Raw genomic sequence first — 16,671 nt, forward strand, 5'->3', positions numbered from 1 at the left:
ACACGAAAAAGAGCCGCAGGAGCTAAGCCCGCGACTCTTTCACATGGTCCACAGCATTCCATTACAGAATATCTGCGACAGCCGATCGAGTTAAGGTAGGCGTCTTCTCGCGATAGTTCATAACCGTATAGTTAAAAATGGACAGACTTCTCCCGTTGTATGGAAAAGCATGAACGATGCCAGCCATAGCCATAGGCAGCTGGCTAATACGGTTATTCGCCATCTCTTGATTCACCTACCTCACCTCCTTCTTCATAATTACTGTTCAATATAACACATTTTCTATACCCGAACAATCTAATATTCTGCCACACCGCAGCAACATCAAAAACAAGGCTCAACATCTGTCCTTCGCAAGCACTGCTACGGGCTTGGAGGGTCTTACAATCGCTGTTAAAGCCCGATTATTTGACTGAATTATAATGATCATTGTAGAAATCAAGCTCTACGGGTGAGCACTCCAGTTTCTCTCGCTGAAGAGCCTACGGATGAATCTAAGTTTGCCTGCCCCGCCACTCCTGCTGTCGAATACGTGACAATGCCCTAGCGGCTGCAGACTTGCCGTTATGCGTCCCCTGCTTCGCCACTACTTCAAGCTTCTCCTTGGCCGGTTCATAACGATGATGACCCAGTACATCACATGCTCGCTCCTGCACATACATATCCTCATCGTCCAAATACGGAAGCAACGAATCCAATCGGGAGATCGGAGTCAGAGCCATGACAGAGTGGAGTAGCATACACCGCTCCTCCTCATCTGTCTCTTCCCGCTCAATCTGCAGGAGTAGCCCGCTCAGGCACTGAATATCCTCCACTTCCTCTTGTTGGCTCAGCTCTTGGCCCGTGGGATAATCCTTGGTCAATTCTTCCCAATCCTGTTCGGGATACTGCTGAACGGCAGTAAGAAAGGTCTCCACACTGCGAAAGCCTGGTGATAGATCTGTCTCTTCATGACTAATATGGCACACCTTGCCCCGCAAAATCCTACTCGCATAGACTCCTATGTAATCAGAATGATCGTTCGTCCATAGCGGGAGCAGCTCTTCAAAGCCCGTCATCCCCTGTAGAACGGATATCATCTCCGTTATCTCTTCAGTGCTTAAGGGACGAAGCCGCGATCCCTCGGTATACAGGCCTTTTTGGGCCCACTCCTGATCGACTATTCCTGCCACTTTCGTAACATCTACTTCTACTATACTGCCATCCTTCAGGACGTCCATGAGGCTCACTTGTCATCCCCCCTCCTTGATTCCAATCATATCCGTGTCAGGCTTGTTATCCGCACCAGACGCTCGTGCTTCTTCTACAGCACCTTATCCTTCAACCGCAGCCCCTCCTGCCATGCATATTCTCAGTCGTTCGCCGAAAAAAATAATGGAGCTACCCCAAAACCGGTTGTCACCGTTCAAGGCTGCTCCATGAGTGTAATCCAATAATTAAGTAATATAAGCTCAGCAGAACAGACTTGGGAATCACCTGTAGCCCTACCTTCTTCTGAGCGGAGGAGCATGCCTCCAATGCCATATGCCCCATTGTATCATAATGACAGAGCTACGAGCTTAGGTCTGACTTACTTCATCCTTCATCAACAGTAGCACCTAGTAGCACCTACTGCTTGAACCTACTGTCTCAAAAGAAACTCCAGCACACGGTCCGACAGGTAGGGCAGATGCTCATGACCATATTCATGATACACCAGTAGCTCCTTCTCCCCTTGAATACGATTGTAGACGGCAAATTGTGTGGAGGGTGGACAGATTGTATCTACCAGCCCCGTTACGAACAGAACTCGCCCCTTGATTCGACTCGCTAGATGCTGAATATCAATGTAGCCTAGCTTGTTGAATACGGCTTCCTCCCGCTCATGATGAGGATCGAAGAACCGGAAATAATAGACCAACTCCTCGTAGGCTGAGGTAGTAGGCTCCAATGACCAAGCACGCCTGTAATCAGCCAGGAAAGGATACACAGGCACCGCTGCCTTCACCCTTGGTTCAAGCGCCGCACAGGCTGTGGCCAGAGCACCTCCCTGCGAGCAACCATAGGCTCCGATCCGATCCGGATCTACCCCCGGCATGCTCATCAGAATGCGAACGATCTGCACCGTGTCCAGAAATACGTTGCGGTAATACAGTCGATCCGGGTCTGGATCATCGATCCCCCGAATAATATGACCCCGGACCGTCGAGCCCTTCACCATCAGGTTATCCTCGGATAACCCGCCTTGTCCCCGACAATCCAGCGCCAGCACCGTTATGCCATGCGCAGCATAAGAGACCTTATCGAACCAATCCCCACTGTCACAGGCATATCCGTGGAACATCGCCAGGGCTGGCCCTGCTGCGTCCTCGCTGACGCTTTTGGGACGTACAAGCTTTGCATGGACTCTCGCTCCTCCTACACCTGTGAAGTACAGATGATAGCAATCCGCCAGCGGAGAAGAGAATGCGGCCGGAACGAGCTCATACTCCATGGATTGCTGCTCCAGCTCATGCAAGGCCCGCTCCCAATAGTCATCAAAGTCAGCTGGCCGTGGGCTGCTGCCCATATACTGCTTCAATTCCTCAAGCGGCAAATCAGTGTGCATATTGCATTACTCCCCTCTCAGTCATGCTACATTACACCCCTATTAACTACGCTACATTCTGCCCAGCTCATGATCGTCCGAGACGACCTCATCCGTAGCCTTCACATACTCAACGATATCGGAGACAGTTGTGTAGGCCACGCCGACATAGGTGTCAGCCGCTCCATAATAGATGGCGATTCGGCCTGTCTTGGCATCGTGTAGTGTCGCACAGGGGAAGACCACATTATCCACGAAGCCCCGCTCCTCATACCACTCCTCAGGCGTAAGCACGTAATTGGCTGAGCGGTATTTGACCCGGGAGGGCTCATCGTGATCCAGAATGACAGCTCCCATGCTGTACACGAAGCCATTGCAGGTACCCGTGACTCCATGATAGAACATGAGCCAGCCCTCCGACGTCTCGATCGGTGCAGGACCACCACCAATTTTGACCGCTTGCCACCAGCCCTGCCCTCCTTTGCTCATGACATGCCGATGCTTGCCCCAGTAGACGAGATCCGGGCTTTCGCTAAGGAAGACATCTCCGAACGGCGTATGTCCGCTATCACTTGGACGGGACAGCATAACATAGTTGCCGTTGATCTTCTTCGGGAATAGCACGCCATTGCGGTTGAAAGGCAGAAACGGATTCTCCAGCCGAACAAAGCTGTTAAAGTCATCCGTACGCGCCAGTCCAATCGCAGCTCCATAGAAATCCGTGCACCAGATAATATAGTACGAATCCTCCACCTTCACGAGCCGTGGATCGTAGGCATAATTCGGCTGATAGGGGCGTCCATCCTCGTCCACGAACTCAATGCGCTCTTCATTAATACTCCAGTTCAGACCATCATCGCTCCACCCCAAATGGAGATGCGGACGTCCGTTCACCGTCTCTGCGCGAAAGACACCTACAAATCGCCCTTCGTATGCCATAACAGCACTGTTGAATATACGGGCGATGCCGGGCGCTGGATTGCGCTTAATTACGGGATTATCCCGGTGCCTCCATACCGGACCTGGATATGACTCGGGTCTGTCCTGCCATGGCATGTGGGGCAACGCCTCCCCTAGAATATGGACCGTCTTGCTCTGGTTAATCATGTATTATCTACTCCTTTCCATTCCTAAGTTGAACTTACATAGCTTCATCACTTCACAGAGCCCTGCGAGAATCCGTTGTAGATGTATTTTTGCAGCGCGAGGAAGGCAATCAATGTCGGTATGATGGCGATAATAACGCCTGCGCTTATGACCTCCCATTGTGAGCCGTACGGGCCCTTGAACTTGAACAAGGCGGTGGAGATCACCTGTAGATCCGATCCCGGCATATACAGGAATGGCGTATAGAAATCATTGTAAATATTGACTCCCTTGACGATAATGACCGTTACGATGGCAGGCTTCAGTAGCGGCAGAATAATCTTCCAATAAATCGTGAAGTAGGAGGCGCCATCGAGCATTGCCGATTCATCCAGTGCGACCGCTATGGAGTCCAGGAATTGCAGAAAAATATAGACAGCGATAATGTCTGTCCCTAAGTACAGGAGAATCGCAGCCCAGTGCGTATTGAACAGGCCCAGACCCTTGATGATCTGGAAGGTAGCAACCTGTGTGGTGACGCCCGGAATGAGCGTGGCCAGCAGGAAGGCGCCTACGAGCACCTTACTGCCACGAAATTTGAACCGGTTCAGCACATAGGCAATCATCGAACCGGTCAGGGTAGCTCCCAGAATCGAGATCAGCAGAATGAACGTCGTATTGATGAAGCCTGTCATCATGTTTCCTTCCAGAAAGGCCTGACTGTAATTGCTCAGGTTCAGCCAATTCGACGGAGGTGTCAGCAATCCTGTGGATGCGTACTCCTCCTTGGTCTTGAGCGACGCAAAGAACACAACGAGGATCGGCAGAATCGCTACAAAAACGCCCAGCAGCAATGAAGTATATTTGAGCACAGCCCCAAGCCCGTATTTCAGCTTATGCATCTCTATCCCTCCTCCTTGATCGCCAGCCGCTGGATTAAGGTGACGACGATGACGATCAACAGCAGCACGACCGCCATGGCTGAGGCCAGCCCGAATTTATCATATTTGAAGGCCACATCGACGGTCTGAATGACGAAGGTCTTGCTACCGTTGGAGCCTCCCGTCATGATGTACGGAATATCAAAGGCACTGATGGCCCCACTGATGGCCAGAATCAGATTCAGCTGGAGAATTCGCTTGATGCTGGGCAGAATGATATGCACGAACTGATGCCAGCGACTCGCTCCATCAATATCCGAGGCCTCATAGATATCACTAGAGATCGAGGAGATCGCACCCAGGAAGATGATGAAATTAAATCCCATATACCGCCACACCGAGGTACCTGCCAGCGAGATATTGATAATATCCGGATTGCCCAGCCACAGCTGTACATACTGCCCTAATCCGACGGCTTGCAGGAAGGTATCCAGCGTGCCATCTGGCTTGAAGAAGAAGAGGAAGATGAAGCCGATGGCTACTCCGTTCATCAGATAAGGGAAGAACAATACGCCTTTGAAGAAATTTTTGAGACGCGTCCTGAAGGTGAGTATGGTGGCAAAGTAGAGTGCCAGCCCCATCTGTACGAAGGTAGCTACGAAATAATACAGACTGACCTTGAATACCACGAAGTAATCCGGGTCTGTGAAGATGGTCTTGTAATTGTCCAGGCCCACGAAATTCATGGATTTGCGCAAGCCATTCCAATCGGTGAAGCTGTATTTGAACATATTGAACACTGGAAGATAGGCAAAGGTTAACAGCAAGGCTATGGGCACCAGGGAGAACAACACAATAATGAACCTTCTCTGGGCCGAGTAGCTTAATTCAGAAAATTTGAACATGACACACCTCCAAGGCCCTTTCTTAAAATCAGCCTCTGAATGCTACTGGGCCATCACTTTAGCCCGTGCCTTCACCCAATCGTCATTCAGCTTCTTCATGATATCGTCGAATGACTCGCTGCGATTGCCGATCGCGGCTTCAATAATAAGCTTCTTGAAATCAGGCTGCCACAGACCAATCTCTGCTTCCTTATCAATCTGGTCTACCAGCCCTTCCTGTCCTTCATCGGCAGGCGTGATCATCTCGAACTTCACCCCGGTCTTGCCGTACTCCTCCAGAATGGCTGGCAGCTCTGAGCCCACTACGGGACTGACACTGCCCGCTTGCTCTGTCGCATAGTTCGATTCGTTCGTGAACCATTCCACCCACGCCTTGGCTGCTGCCTTGTTCTTGCTATTGACGTTCACGCCCAGATTATAATCAGCTGCCAATGGCACGATGACCTCAGGGGCATCTGTAGGGAACGGCATGAATCCAATGTCGTCCGGGTTATCCGCCAGGCCTTTGATCTGGTCAATCGCCCAGGAGCCCAGAATCATCGTAGCGATCTTGCCCTGAGCCATGTCAGCCTTGGATTGCTCCCAGTCGGTAGTCATGGGATCTCGTTCGATGAGACCAGCCTTGGCGGTGTCATACATGACCTTATACAGCTGGTAATGCGGTTGGCCAGGCACAAAATTATCATCGCTGTTCGGCTGCGTAACATTCACATAGTCCGGATCGCCGGCAACCGTGGTAAGATCAGCCTCCCATTGGGTCAGCGCCCAGCCTGATGCATAATTCGTAAACAAAGGTACAGCCTCTGTCCGATCCTTGACCTGCTGCAGCGCGGCTTGGAATTGCTCGAACTTCTGTGGCAGCTCCGTAATTCCCGCGTTCTCGAATACTTTCTTGTTATAGATCACTCCCGAGTAGGTCATCGCAATCGGAATACCATACACCTTGTTCTCCACCATTCGCTCCTCGATACCTGTATACTTCGATTTCATTTCATCGTATGAGCCGAGGGGCTCGAAGAAATCAGGGATGTCAGCAATCGGAATGCTGGTAGGAATAAGGAGGACATCTCCATAATCATCGGTACTCATCCGAATCTTGATCTGTCCTTCATAGTCTGCGAGTGCTTGAAAATTCACCTTCACGTTCGGATATTGCTCATTGAATTTCTGGGCGTATTCCTTGAACACCGTATCTACAATATCCGTACGCTGCGTAATGACCGTAATCTCACCCTTCATATCCTGAGGATCGGTACTCTCAGGCTGTTCGGCTCCCTGGCTTCCCGAGCAGCCTGCCAGCAATCCGATGACAAGCAAGAAGGCTAGAAACGGCATGATTCGTTGAACACACTTCATTATCCTGACCCCTCTCCATAATCGAAGTTATCGTTAAGCTTACGAATTAGATTCTAGAATGGCAACGCTTACTTGTCAATTATTACTGCATAAATAAATATATTTTTATTTAAATAGAATGAATTGACACCTCAATAATCTCTAATTATTATAATCTTGTAAAGTTAACGATAACTATATAAATCAAGGAGGTGCTTCATGCTGCAAGATGTGACAGCCGAGCTTCGTAGCGAATGGACGCAGCATATATTGCCGTTCTGGTCTAGGCTTAAGGATGAACGTCATGGCGGCTTCTATGGGAAGGTACATGTGGACCTGAAGACAGATCACGATGCTCCCAAGGGCGGCATCGCTACATCACGCCTGTTGTGGACGTTCTCCGCTGCTTATCGGACGACAGGCCTTCAAGCCCACAGAGAGCTGGCAGACCATGCTTATCTGTATCTCACACAGCATTTGCTGGACCGGGAATATGGAGGGATTTACTGGATGAGCAGCTATGACGGATTGCCATCGGATACCCGCAAGCATATTTATGCTCAAGCCTTTGCGATCTATGCTCTAAGTGAGTATGTTCGCGCTACAGGCTCGAAGGCAGCTCTGCAGGAGGCACAGGCGCTCTTCCAGCTCATAGAGCGCAAGGGATATGACGCCACGAATCAGGCCTATCGCGAGGAATTTGACCGAGGCTGGCAAGAGCAGCCTAACGAGATGCTTAGCGAGAATGGCGTCATGGCCGAGATCACAATGAATACCCATATTCACGTACTGGAGGCATATACCAATCTCTACCGGGTGTGGCCTGACCCCGCTATACGCCAAGCACTGGAGCAGCTGCTCACTGTAATGCACGAACGCATCTATGACTCAGAGGAACGCCGGCTTGGTGTGTTCTTCGACAAGCAGTGGAACCCTCTGCTGGACCTGACTTCCTTCGGGCATGACATTGAAGCCAGCTGGCTGATCGACGATACGCTGAAGACGTTGGGACTGGAGCAATCAATATATGCAGATATGGTTGCCGCCTTGGCCTATAGGGTAGCGGAGAGTGCCATCCAGAGCGATGGCTCCCTGATCAATGAGCAGGAGGGCAGCAGACGTGACCTTTCTCGGATCTGGTGGGTACAGGCGGAGGGCATGGTAGGTTTTCTCAATGCCTTTGAGCGTACAGGTGATTCCTATTTTCTCAGGCTGGTGGAGGAACTATGGCAATACACGAGAGGACATCTCATTGACCCACGTCCTCATGGTGAATGGTACTGGTCTATAGATGCAACAGGGACCCCTTCAAGCCTGGAGATTGCCGGGCCCTGGAAGTGTCCTTATCATAACAGCCGTATGTGCATCGAAATTATAGAAAGGATGAGTGCGCGATGATCCACGAGCAATATGCAATTCGTCAAGCCAGACAAGAGGAGCTGCTGAGCCGCCGTAATCCAGTGAACACGGAATTCTATAACGGAGTCTATGACCGCTATCAATACCCCGTTCTGACCCGTCATCATGTCCCCTTGCACTGGCGCTTCGATCTGAATCGGGAGGCGAACCCGCATTTTATGGAACGTCTGGGTGTCAATGCTGCCTTTAATCCTGGCGCCATCTACTACAAGGGACAATATGTGCTTGTTGTCCGTACAGAGGGACTGGATCGCAAGTCCATCTTCTCACTCGCCGTGAGCGACAACGGGGTCGACGGCTTCAGATTCATGGATGCCCCCCTCATCTGGGATGACATCGATCCGGAAGAGACGAACATGTATGATATGCGACTTGTACAGCATGCGGACGGCTGGATCTATGGCATCTATTGCTCGGAGCGTAAGGACCCTGCTGCAGAGCCCTTCGACACGTCAAGCGCGGTAGCCCAAGCAGCACTTGTCCGTACGAAGGATCTCAAGCAATGGGAGCGGCTTCCGAATCTGTCGACCCCCTCTCCACAGCAGCGGAACGTAGTGCTTCACCCCGAATTCGTGAACGGACAATACGCCTTCTACACTCGTCCTCAGGACGGCTTCATCTCGACAGGCTCTGGCGGCGGCATCGCCTTCGGATTATGTCAGGACATCCTGAATCCGGTCATAGAGCAGGAGATCGTGATGGATGAACGACTGTACCATACCATATCCGAAATGAAGAACGGGCAGGGCCCTGCCCCGATCAAGAGCGAGCGCGGCTGGATTCATATTGCTCATGGGGTTCGGAACACGGCGGCTGGGCTGCGTTATGTGCTCTATGCCTTTGCCACTGACTTGCATGATCCTGCACGTGTCATTGCCAAGCCAGGCGGACATTTCCTGGCACCATATGATGACGAGCGTACAGGGGACGTATCGAATGTAGTCTTCTGTAACGGAGCCATCGTCAACGAGCGGGATGAAGTGTTCATCTACTATGCCTCCAGTGATACCCGCATTCATGTCGTCACGACGACAGTTGAGAAGCTGGTCGACTATACTTTCAACACGCCCGCGGATCCCCTGCGTTCTCTTGGTAGTGCAGCCCAGCGCCGTCAGCTGATCGAACGCAATGAAGCGCTACTGACGAGCGAGGGTATCCCACGTTAAGACGACCATTTTCCGCTATGAATGCCTTTATTCATGGCAGGTAACGATGTATGATGTAAATACCAAGATGACACTGGCCTGAGGAGGCGACCAAGCTGAGACACAATATCACCATGCGGGACATCGCCGACCGGCTCGGGGTCAGCAGTATGACCGTCTCAAAAGCATTGAACGACAAAGAAGGCGTCAGTGAGGAGCTAAAGGAGCGAATCAAGGTCCTGGCCGTAGAGATGGGCTACCGCTATAACGCGGCGGCCCGTTCCATGAAGGAAGGACTAACTCACCATGTTGGTGTAATCATTCCTGAACGCTTTACAGGTCCGACACAATCGTTCTACGTCCGCGTCTTCCAGCATATCAGCAAGCATCTGGAGGCTCAGGGATACTACGGAATTCTGCATATTCTCAATGAAGAGGATGAGCAGGCCCTGATCTTGCCCAAGCTGTATAGCGACAATAAGGTCGACGGATTCATTGTGCTGGGACAGGTCAGCAAAGCCTATATCGAGATGGTACAGGCGATGAGCGTGCCCAAGATTTTTCTGGATTTCTATGACGAGCATGCCGAGATCGATTCTGTCGTGACAGATAACTTCTATGCGGCCTACGAGTTGACTAACTATCTGATTCAACAGGGACACCGACGTATCGCCTATGTTGGCAATCTGCATTCCACAAGCAGCATTCAGGACCGTTTCCTGGGCTATTATAAATCGTTGTTGGAGCATCGTCTGACGCTCCTTCCGGATCTGATCGTGAATGATCGGGACGAGCGGGGAAGCTTTATCGATATGGAGCTGCCCGAGCAGCTACCGACAGCATTTGTATGTAATTGTGATCAGGTAGCTCATCTGCTGGTACAGAAGCTCAGTTCGATGGGCATTCGTATCCCGGAGGATTGCTCTGTGACTGGCTTCGACAACGATATCTATGCCACGCTCTGCGATCCAAAGCTAACTACCGTCGAGGTGGACATGGAACAGATGGCTCGTGTCGCTGTGCAGTCCATCCTGAAGAAGATCGACAATCCTAACCGCCGCTTCGGACGCGTGCAGGTACAAGGCAATATTATCTATCGGGATTCCGTTCGCACCCATCACTCCACGCCAGACAACCCATGAGCAATGTGCTCATGGGTTGTCTGCTGTAAGTTCAGTTCGGAACTGGGCTGCTGCCCGTCACCTTCCGAACCGCATTCGCTATCCTAGCTGTGGGTTGAATACTGGCCGCCAGCTGCGTTCAGGATCGGCAGCATTCTCGTCTCAGGTTCCATTTGTGAGGAACAGAACGGGCAGTCAGGCTGGCTTGTGAATGTATAATCTGCTCTCATCCATCCATTACATGCCTCTTGGGTACAAGACCAGATCTGGGTATTCTCCTCGGGAACAGGCTCAGGAACATGACGTCGGTACATGGATACTCCCCCTATTCTTTAAGCGTAATCAAGACGTGCTCGTTTCGCCTGTGAATGAATCACCCTGTGCCGGTATTAATATGCGCCTTGTCCAGGAAATAATACACATTGTATGCAATTTTGTGTGCAAATATGACAGCCAACCAGCCGGTGTTACTGTACATACCCCAAGTATGAACGAGCATTTCCCAGCAAGTACTCGCTTTTTCAATGCGTTATAAGACCGTGCTCGGCCTCAGGCGCTATTTGCGGATAGACTTGGTCCAGAAGCCCCCATGGAATTGTTTGGGCTCTACAGTAATGACGAAGGCCTTCGGGTCTAGCTCCAGAATGGACTTGTACAGCCTGCTTTGATTTTTTCGCTTAGCCAGAATCTCCATGACCAGTCGATCCCCATCCCTGCCACTGCCTAGCCAGGCCGTTACACCGTAGCCCTTGTCCCGCAGTTTATTGGCAATCCCGCCATCAAATTCATTGCTAATCACCTTGACCGTGACATACCCAAGGGCGATTTTCTCCTCAATCCATGCACCGATCAGAATGCCCAAGGCATAGCCCAGAGCATAGACAATCAGACTGGTCACCTGATCCAGATAGTTCAGTACCAGGTTCAGACCCAGAACATACACCACGACCTCGAAGGTGCTAATAAGCGCAGCAACATATTTTTGACCCTTCAATGTCAGAATCATCCGCAAGGTGTAGGCAGAGACATATATAATTTGAATTCCGAAGATGAACAGCAGAATTTGAGCCATCGGTGACACTCCTTTCACAGTAGGATTGCGCATTTACGCAGAGATAATAGTCACTATCATAACATGTTCAAGAAAGCAAAATGTTTGTGATCCTACTGAGCGGGTATATATAGGTTACACACATCACACGTTACACATTACACATTCCAAAGGAGATGACAAACATGAGTAACCACGGAACAAGTGATAAAGTAAAGGGTGCTGTCAACAAGGCTAAGGGAGAAATTAAGGATCAGATCGGCAATGCGACCAACAATCGTTCCCTGCAGGCCGAGGGCAAGAAAGACAAGATCAAGGGCAATCTGCAGGAAGCTGCAGGTAAAATAAAAGACGGTAAATAAACCGTACGCCTCTGTAGCTGAGCTCATAACAGAGATTACAGCAGGATACACAGCATGAGCTCATTATGAATCTCTGTTGGTCATACACATAGACGGTCGAATGATCGTCCAGAGGCCAAGCGGCGAGACCGCTTGGCATTTCTGCGCTGTCAGCATGCCTGTCGTTAGCACTTCTGCTGTTGGTACTTCGGCTGTTGGGTGCTTCTGCTGCAGGTGCATTAATTATTCAGTCTGTACATATTCGCTTGGCTTATTCACGAAAAAAAATTAATGAATTTAGCAACCATTCAGGGGGCTTCTGCGTCTAAACATACAAGAACGGTGGAATTTACCTATTTTCCTTGGTGCTGTTGGAATTCAAGTCTATTAATGTTACTCTAGTATTAGCATTGCAATCCAACAATTGCTAGGTTCAGGACATCAGGAGGGGGACTTCGTCTGTCCGAATGAGTCAAGCAAGACCCAGATTTTATGATGAAAAGGAGCAGACAAACGCATGAAATTTATTAAAAAACCCATCATTATCACTGCCGTATCGGCGTTGGCCGTATCCGGGGCATTCTTCTTGCCTTCTACGTATGCTGCCCAAGCTACAAAGTCTATTCAAGCCGTCTATAACAATATCAAAATCGTATATAACGGTAACGAAGTATCTACGGATGCCAGCACTGAGCCGTTCATGATTAACGGCACTACTTATGTACCACTTCGTGTAGCAGGTACTGCGCTGGACAAGAAAGTATCCTGGGACGGTAACAACAAGCGTGTCGTGATCGAGGACAATGCTGTTCCCGTAGACAACACTACTGTTGTTGCATTGAACCAACAGATCAATAACCTGACACAGCAGCTCGCGACCGCCAAAGCGGAAGTGACTAGCAAGGACGCTACGATCGCTCAATTGGAAAAAGATAAAGCTGCTCTGCAAGAGCAAGTAAACAAAAACAATAGCAACAACAACAACAATAACAGCAGCTCCACAAGTCTTCGTGATCTGGAAGATGACCTGAATGACGATTATGGCGATTACGAGCGAACATATGCTGAAATTTCGCTGAAAGGCAACGACCGGAACGTGACAGTGAACATTGATGTCGACAAGGATAGATGGAATGATCTGTCCAGCAGCAAGCAAAAGAGCTTCCTGCAAGACATCGCGGACGACATTCGTAGTGAGTATCGTAATGCGAACATTTCGGGTACTATCTACGATGACAGCAACTCCAACAAGCTGCTGACCTTCGAGACGAACAGCCGCGGAACTGTGACTACCAAGACTACAACTTCGACAGTGAGCCTGTCTACGCTTGCTCGTGATATCCGTTCTTTCATGAATGGGTACAGAAGCGTAACAGTTACTGAGGTTACACTGAGCGGGAACAGCCGTCGCGTAGAAGCTCTTGTCTATGTTGACAAAACAAGCTACGAAAGACTGGGCAGCTCCGAGAAGAGAAGCTTCACCGACGCGCTGATCGATGAAGTGAAGTCCGAGTACACTACTGAGGAAGTGTATGGAACAGTCTACAACACTGACAACCGTAACGATCGTCTGGACACGTTCTAATTACGAAGTCATATGAAGTAAGCGAATTGCATTCGCATAAGATTGCAAAAAAGCAGCCAATCGTTGGTACCAACGATTGGCTGCTTTGCTGTGTTTGCTTTCCCTTCCACTTCAACTTTTGCTTCTAGTCCCTCATATTTCACAAGCTTTTACTTCCTTCGAAGCTGATACTTCTTAGTACTGTGCAATCGTAATCGCAGTATCATTACCAAGCAGTGCCAGATTATTCACAATGATCTCTTCTCCATCCGCCAGACCGCTTGTAATGAGTGTCTGCGAGCCAGATTGTTCGCCGACGGATACTTCCTTGCGTACAGCATGACCTTGTTCAGCTACATATACATAAGACTTGTCATTTTCCTGCTGCACGGCTTTGGTAGGCACGATAACACCTTCCTGAGCATCTGTGCCGATAAAGCTTACATCTGCCAGCATACCTGATTTGAGCTTGCCATCGGGATTAGACACGGTGATCTGGACGGGAAAACCATTCCCATTCGCATCATCCGAGCCGATGCTCTTGACTTTACCTGTAGTCATTACCTTGGAGGAAGGTACCCGAACCTGCAACAAATCGTCCATCTGGATCGTGTTCACTTGATCTGCCGGTACATAGATCAAGAGGTTCACGGAATCAAGATTATGGATGACGAGCAGCGGTGAAGATGGGGAAGCCATCTCACCCACCTCGATATTACGTCGCTGAATGACACCGCTGATCGGAGAAGCAATGGCTGCATTGTCGAGATTATTGCGAGCAATCTCCAGATTCACCTTTGCCAATTCCAGTCTCTGCTGACTTGTTTCAATGCCAGCAGTGCTCTGGGCTACCTTCAGCTGGCTTGCCGCATTACTATATCCGCTATTTGCATTTTGATAGCTATTCTTGGCATTCTGATAGGCCACCTTTGCTGTCGCCAATGATTTTTGGGCAGTCGCGAGCTGCGTTTCAGCATTGGATCGGGTATTCAGAGCATTGTCATAGGTCGCTTGGGCACTCGTAAGCGCAGCATGAGCTTCCTCCAGCTGAACCTGCGTGGCTGATGAGCTAGCTACCAGCGTTTCCGTACGGCTCAGATTTTTCTTAGCTTTGTCGAGCTGCTCCTTGGACTGCTTCACCGTATTATTTGCTGTTGCAATGGCTGTGCGAGCTTGATTCACGGCTGCTTCTGCCGAATTGATTCCCGACTCTGCCTGTGCAATGGCATTCTGGGAGGAGATTACCCCGCCTTTGGCATTCACTACACCGGAGTTCGCTGACACCATACCCGATTCGCGGGAATCTCTGGCCGACATAATCGCTGTCTCGGCTGCAGAGACATTGGCTTCTTCAATTTTGAGCTTGTTACGAAGATCCTCATCCTCCAGCTTGACCAGTAGCTGTCCCTTCTTCACTACAGTTCCCACGTCTACCGAGATGGAGGATACTTTACCGGATATTTTGGGTGTGATATTCACGGCTTCGGCAGGAGTAATCTTACCTGTATAGATTTCTCCGCTGCCCAGCATGCCTGTCTGGGCCTGATTCACCTTCACGGTCACATTCAATTCTTGACTTGCTTCATTTCCTGTCGAGCAGCCAGACAAGATCAACGTACCCGTCAAAAGCACGGCTGCGGTCGTTCTCCATTTGTTCATTTGTACAGCCCTTCCCCTCTGACGAATCAATAACTTATATATACTTCAACTATTCAATGCCTGCGTCTCCACTGCTGCCCGCTTGGATGATTTCCGTCGTTCTATGAACAATAGAATCAGCGGGATCGAACAAAACAAAGGAATGGAGGATAGTAAAAATGTATCTGCAATGCCTCGGGAATACGCATCCAGCGAAATTAATCCTGATACCGTAGATGTCCACGAGCTACCCAAGGTGGATTGCAGAACCTGAACAGATTCCACAGGTATCGATTCTGCAATATGCTGCGTGTGCAATGCTGTACGACTCTGCATCAGGAAGGTCAGGATGGCAATAGCCATCGAGCCCGCGATAGTCCGGATGAGATTGGATGCAGCAGATGCATTCCCGACCTTATCACTCGATACGGCGTTCATCCCGATAGTCGACAGTGGCATGAGGCACAGGCCGATCCCGATCCCACGTAATACGGTCACGACCTCGAACCAGGTATGTGAGGTCTGGGGTGTCAACGAGACCAGATGATAGGTCATCACACTGGTTAGTGTCAGACCGAATAGACCTATAGGAACAATACCGACCTTATCCAGCAGCTTACCGGCAATCGGCATGACCATGGCCATCGCCACAGCTTGCGGCAGAAGAATCATCCCTGTCTCAATCGGGGATACGGATTGAATATTTTGCAAGAATAGTGGTGCCAGAAATGTACCCCCATACATGCCCATCATGACAAAGCTGGACGTAATGACGCTGATGGTAAACCTATAATTTTTAAATAAGGACACATCAATTACAGCATTCTCCTTGCCGCTCTCGACGACAATCAGGAATATCAATGACCAGATGGAAATGAAGAACAATCCGACAATCTTGAAGGATGTCCAACCGTCGGATGACGCACTGGAAAGGGCATATAGCAGGGTTCCAGCACAGGTAGCTGCCAGAACAAAGCCTACGATATCGAATTTGATCGGCTTCCCTTTGGGCGGTTCCTTAATGAGCAACCACACGAGCAGAATGGCGAGTAGCCCGAATGGAACACAAGCGATGAAGAGAAACCTCCAGCTGAACCACTCGATCAGATAGCCACTCAGTGTCGGACCGATGGCTGGTGCCGCCATGGAAGAGATGCCCCAGATTCCGATGGCTAACCCCACCTGCTCACGCGGGATAATTTTATACACAACGGTCATACTGAGCGGAATAATAACTCCACCGCCAAGCCCTGCAAGAATACGTGCAAATATCAAGGACAGATCATTCCAGGCAAATATGCACATTGCAGTCCCCAGGGTAAAGACGGACAAGGCTCCGATTAAAAATTTCTTATATCCTACACGCTGCTCCATAAAGCCCGTAATCGGTACGATAATCCCGGAAGCCAGCGTATAGCCCGTCACAACCCACTGTATTCGAGCCGTAGTAGACCCTAAATCTGTAGTCAGTTGGGGGATCGCCACATTAATCAGACTGTTGTTCAGCACTGCCACAAAAGCCCCTACAACAATGGCGACAAAAGCCAGCCAGCGTTCCTTGGGAGAGTCATTGGGAGGAGAAACGGCTACTGTATCACTGGACACTATGACCTTCCCTC

General features: G+C 49.9%; 16 protein-coding genes. 5 read left to right on the top strand and 11 right to left on the bottom strand.

The features are described from left to right. Positions 1-61: 61 nt before the first annotated feature. The 7 genes from K331_RS32175 to K331_RS0108140 all read right to left on the bottom strand — a co-directional run bounded on the left by K331_RS32175 (position 62) and on the right by K331_RS0108140 (position 6,794). The gene (locus tag K331_RS32175) at positions 62-235 is read right to left on the bottom strand and encodes an RAxF-45 family protein (protein ID WP_169718310.1); all 174 of its coding nucleotides are present in this window, start codon (positions 233-235) and stop codon (positions 62-64) included. A 259-nt stretch (positions 236-494) separates the two neighbouring features. Continuing rightward, positions 495-1,220 (bottom strand): HEAT repeat domain-containing protein, encoded by a 726-nt coding sequence (locus K331_RS0108115; protein ID WP_226383561.1) that lies wholly within the window; start codon positions 1,218-1,220, stop codon positions 495-497. 401 nt (positions 1,221-1,621) lie between these two features. Continuing rightward, complete coding sequence (locus K331_RS0108120) at positions 1,622-2,587, bottom strand: acetylxylan esterase (protein ID WP_028589901.1); 966 nt, start codon at positions 2,585-2,587, stop codon at positions 1,622-1,624. A gap of 51 nt (positions 2,588-2,638) precedes the next feature. Continuing rightward, positions 2,639-3,673, bottom strand: a complete 1,035-nt coding sequence (locus K331_RS0108125) for a glycoside hydrolase family 130 protein (protein WP_028589902.1) — start codon at positions 3,671-3,673, stop codon at positions 2,639-2,641. 47 nt (positions 3,674-3,720) lie between these two features. Next, positions 3,721-4,554, bottom strand: a complete 834-nt coding sequence (locus K331_RS0108130) for a carbohydrate ABC transporter permease (RefSeq protein WP_028589903.1) — start codon at positions 4,552-4,554, stop codon at positions 3,721-3,723. A gap of 2 nt (positions 4,555-4,556) precedes the next feature. Continuing rightward, positions 4,557-5,438 carry a carbohydrate ABC transporter permease gene (locus K331_RS0108135; protein WP_028589904.1) on the bottom strand — a complete coding sequence of 294 codons (882 nt, stop codon included), beginning with the start codon at positions 5,436-5,438 and terminating at the stop codon, positions 4,557-4,559. Between the two features lie 42 nt (positions 5,439-5,480). Further along, positions 5,481-6,794, bottom strand: coding sequence for an ABC transporter substrate-binding protein (locus tag K331_RS0108140; RefSeq protein ID WP_028589905.1), 1,314 nt, complete (start codon positions 6,792-6,794; stop codon positions 5,481-5,483). A gap of 201 nt (positions 6,795-6,995) precedes the next feature. On the opposite strand from K331_RS0108140, the gene K331_RS0108145 reads away from it, so the two are divergent. The 3 genes from K331_RS0108145 (at position 6,996) to K331_RS29105 (ending at position 10,479) form a co-directional block, all read left to right on the top strand. After that, positions 6,996-8,171 (top strand): AGE family epimerase/isomerase, encoded by a 1,176-nt coding sequence (locus K331_RS0108145; RefSeq protein WP_028589906.1) that lies wholly within the window; start codon positions 6,996-6,998, stop codon positions 8,169-8,171. Next, positions 8,168-9,358, top strand: coding sequence for a glycoside hydrolase family 130 protein (locus K331_RS0108150; protein ID WP_028589907.1), 1,191 nt, complete (start codon positions 8,168-8,170; stop codon positions 9,356-9,358). The genes K331_RS0108145 and K331_RS0108150 overlap by 4 nt, the downstream gene beginning before the upstream one ends. A 113-nt stretch (positions 9,359-9,471) precedes the next feature. After that, on the top strand, positions 9,472-10,479 hold the full coding sequence (locus tag K331_RS29105; protein ID WP_084165399.1) for a substrate-binding domain-containing protein: 1,008 nt from the start codon (positions 9,472-9,474) through the stop codon (positions 10,477-10,479). A gap of 83 nt (positions 10,480-10,562) precedes the next feature. On the opposite strand, the gene K331_RS0108160 is transcribed toward K331_RS29105, so the two are convergent. Together K331_RS0108160 and K331_RS0108165 are read right to left on the bottom strand one after the other, a co-directional pair. Beyond that, positions 10,563-10,772 (bottom strand): cold-shock protein, encoded by a 210-nt coding sequence (locus K331_RS0108160; RefSeq protein WP_018883927.1) that lies wholly within the window; start codon positions 10,770-10,772, stop codon positions 10,563-10,565. Between the two features lie 242 nt (positions 10,773-11,014). Next, on the bottom strand, positions 11,015-11,530 hold the full coding sequence (locus K331_RS0108165) for a DUF2179 domain-containing protein (protein WP_018883926.1): 516 nt from the start codon (positions 11,528-11,530) through the stop codon (positions 11,015-11,017). 164 nt (positions 11,531-11,694) lie between these two features. On the opposite strand from K331_RS0108165, the gene K331_RS31410 reads away from it, so the two are divergent. Then, positions 11,695-11,871, top strand: coding sequence for a CsbD family protein (locus tag K331_RS31410; RefSeq protein WP_081750272.1), 177 nt, complete (start codon positions 11,695-11,697; stop codon positions 11,869-11,871). Between the two features lie 496 nt (positions 11,872-12,367). Beyond that, positions 12,368-13,435, top strand: a complete 1,068-nt coding sequence (locus tag K331_RS0108175; protein ID WP_028589908.1) for a stalk domain-containing protein — start codon at positions 12,368-12,370, stop codon at positions 13,433-13,435. 174 nt (positions 13,436-13,609) lie between these two features. On the opposite strand, the gene K331_RS0108185 is transcribed toward K331_RS0108175, so the two are convergent. Together K331_RS0108185 and K331_RS0108190 are read right to left on the bottom strand one after the other, a co-directional pair. Further along, positions 13,610-15,073 (bottom strand): efflux RND transporter periplasmic adaptor subunit, encoded by a 1,464-nt coding sequence (locus K331_RS0108185; protein ID WP_028589909.1) that lies wholly within the window; start codon positions 15,071-15,073, stop codon positions 13,610-13,612. A gap of 45 nt (positions 15,074-15,118) precedes the next feature. Continuing rightward, positions 15,119-16,657 carry a DHA2 family efflux MFS transporter permease subunit gene (locus K331_RS0108190; RefSeq protein ID WP_028589910.1) on the bottom strand — a complete coding sequence of 513 codons (1,539 nt, stop codon included), beginning with the start codon at positions 16,655-16,657 and terminating at the stop codon, positions 15,119-15,121. Positions 16,658-16,671: the final 14 nt, after the last annotated feature.

Origin of the sequence: Paenibacillus massiliensis subsp. panacisoli DSM 21345, assembly GCF_000426545.1 — a bacterium.
GTDB lineage: Bacteria > Bacillota > Bacilli > Paenibacillales > Paenibacillaceae > Paenibacillus > Paenibacillus panacisoli.

Excerpts from the sequence above, each read along its gene's own strand:
- K331_RS0108165 (WP_018883926.1), bottom strand. The coding sequence starts at position 11,530 with ATGGCTCAAATTCTGCTGTTCATCTTCGGAATTCAAATTATATATGTC.
- K331_RS0108140 (WP_028589905.1), bottom strand. The coding sequence starts at position 6,794 with ATGAAGTGTGTTCAACGAATCATGCCGTTTCTAGCCTTCTTGCTTGTC.
- K331_RS0108160 (WP_018883927.1), bottom strand. The coding sequence starts at position 10,772 with ATGTACCGACGTCATGTTCCTGAGCCTGTTCCCGAGGAGAATACCCAG.
- K331_RS0108175 (WP_028589908.1), top strand. The coding sequence starts at position 12,368 with ATGAAATTTATTAAAAAACCCATCATTATCACTGCCGTATCGGCGTTG.
- K331_RS0108115 (WP_226383561.1), bottom strand. The coding sequence starts at position 1,220 with ATGGACGTCCTGAAGGATGGCAGTATAGTAGAAGTAGATGTTACGAAA.
- K331_RS0108125 (WP_028589902.1), bottom strand. The coding sequence starts at position 3,673 with ATGATTAACCAGAGCAAGACGGTCCATATTCTAGGGGAGGCGTTGCCC.
- K331_RS0108135 (WP_028589904.1), bottom strand. The coding sequence starts at position 5,438 with ATGTTCAAATTTTCTGAATTAAGCTACTCGGCCCAGAGAAGGTTCATT.
- K331_RS0108185 (WP_028589909.1), bottom strand. The coding sequence starts at position 15,073 with ATGAACAAATGGAGAACGACCGCAGCCGTGCTTTTGACGGGTACGTTG.
- K331_RS31410 (WP_081750272.1), top strand. The coding sequence starts at position 11,695 with ATGAGTAACCACGGAACAAGTGATAAAGTAAAGGGTGCTGTCAACAAG.
- K331_RS0108150 (WP_028589907.1), top strand. The coding sequence starts at position 8,168 with ATGATCCACGAGCAATATGCAATTCGTCAAGCCAGACAAGAGGAGCTG.
- K331_RS0108120 (WP_028589901.1), bottom strand. The coding sequence starts at position 2,587 with ATGCACACTGATTTGCCGCTTGAGGAATTGAAGCAGTATATGGGCAGC.
- K331_RS29105 (WP_084165399.1), top strand. The coding sequence starts at position 9,472 with ATGCGGGACATCGCCGACCGGCTCGGGGTCAGCAGTATGACCGTCTCA.
- K331_RS0108130 (WP_028589903.1), bottom strand. The coding sequence starts at position 4,554 with ATGCATAAGCTGAAATACGGGCTTGGGGCTGTGCTCAAATATACTTCA.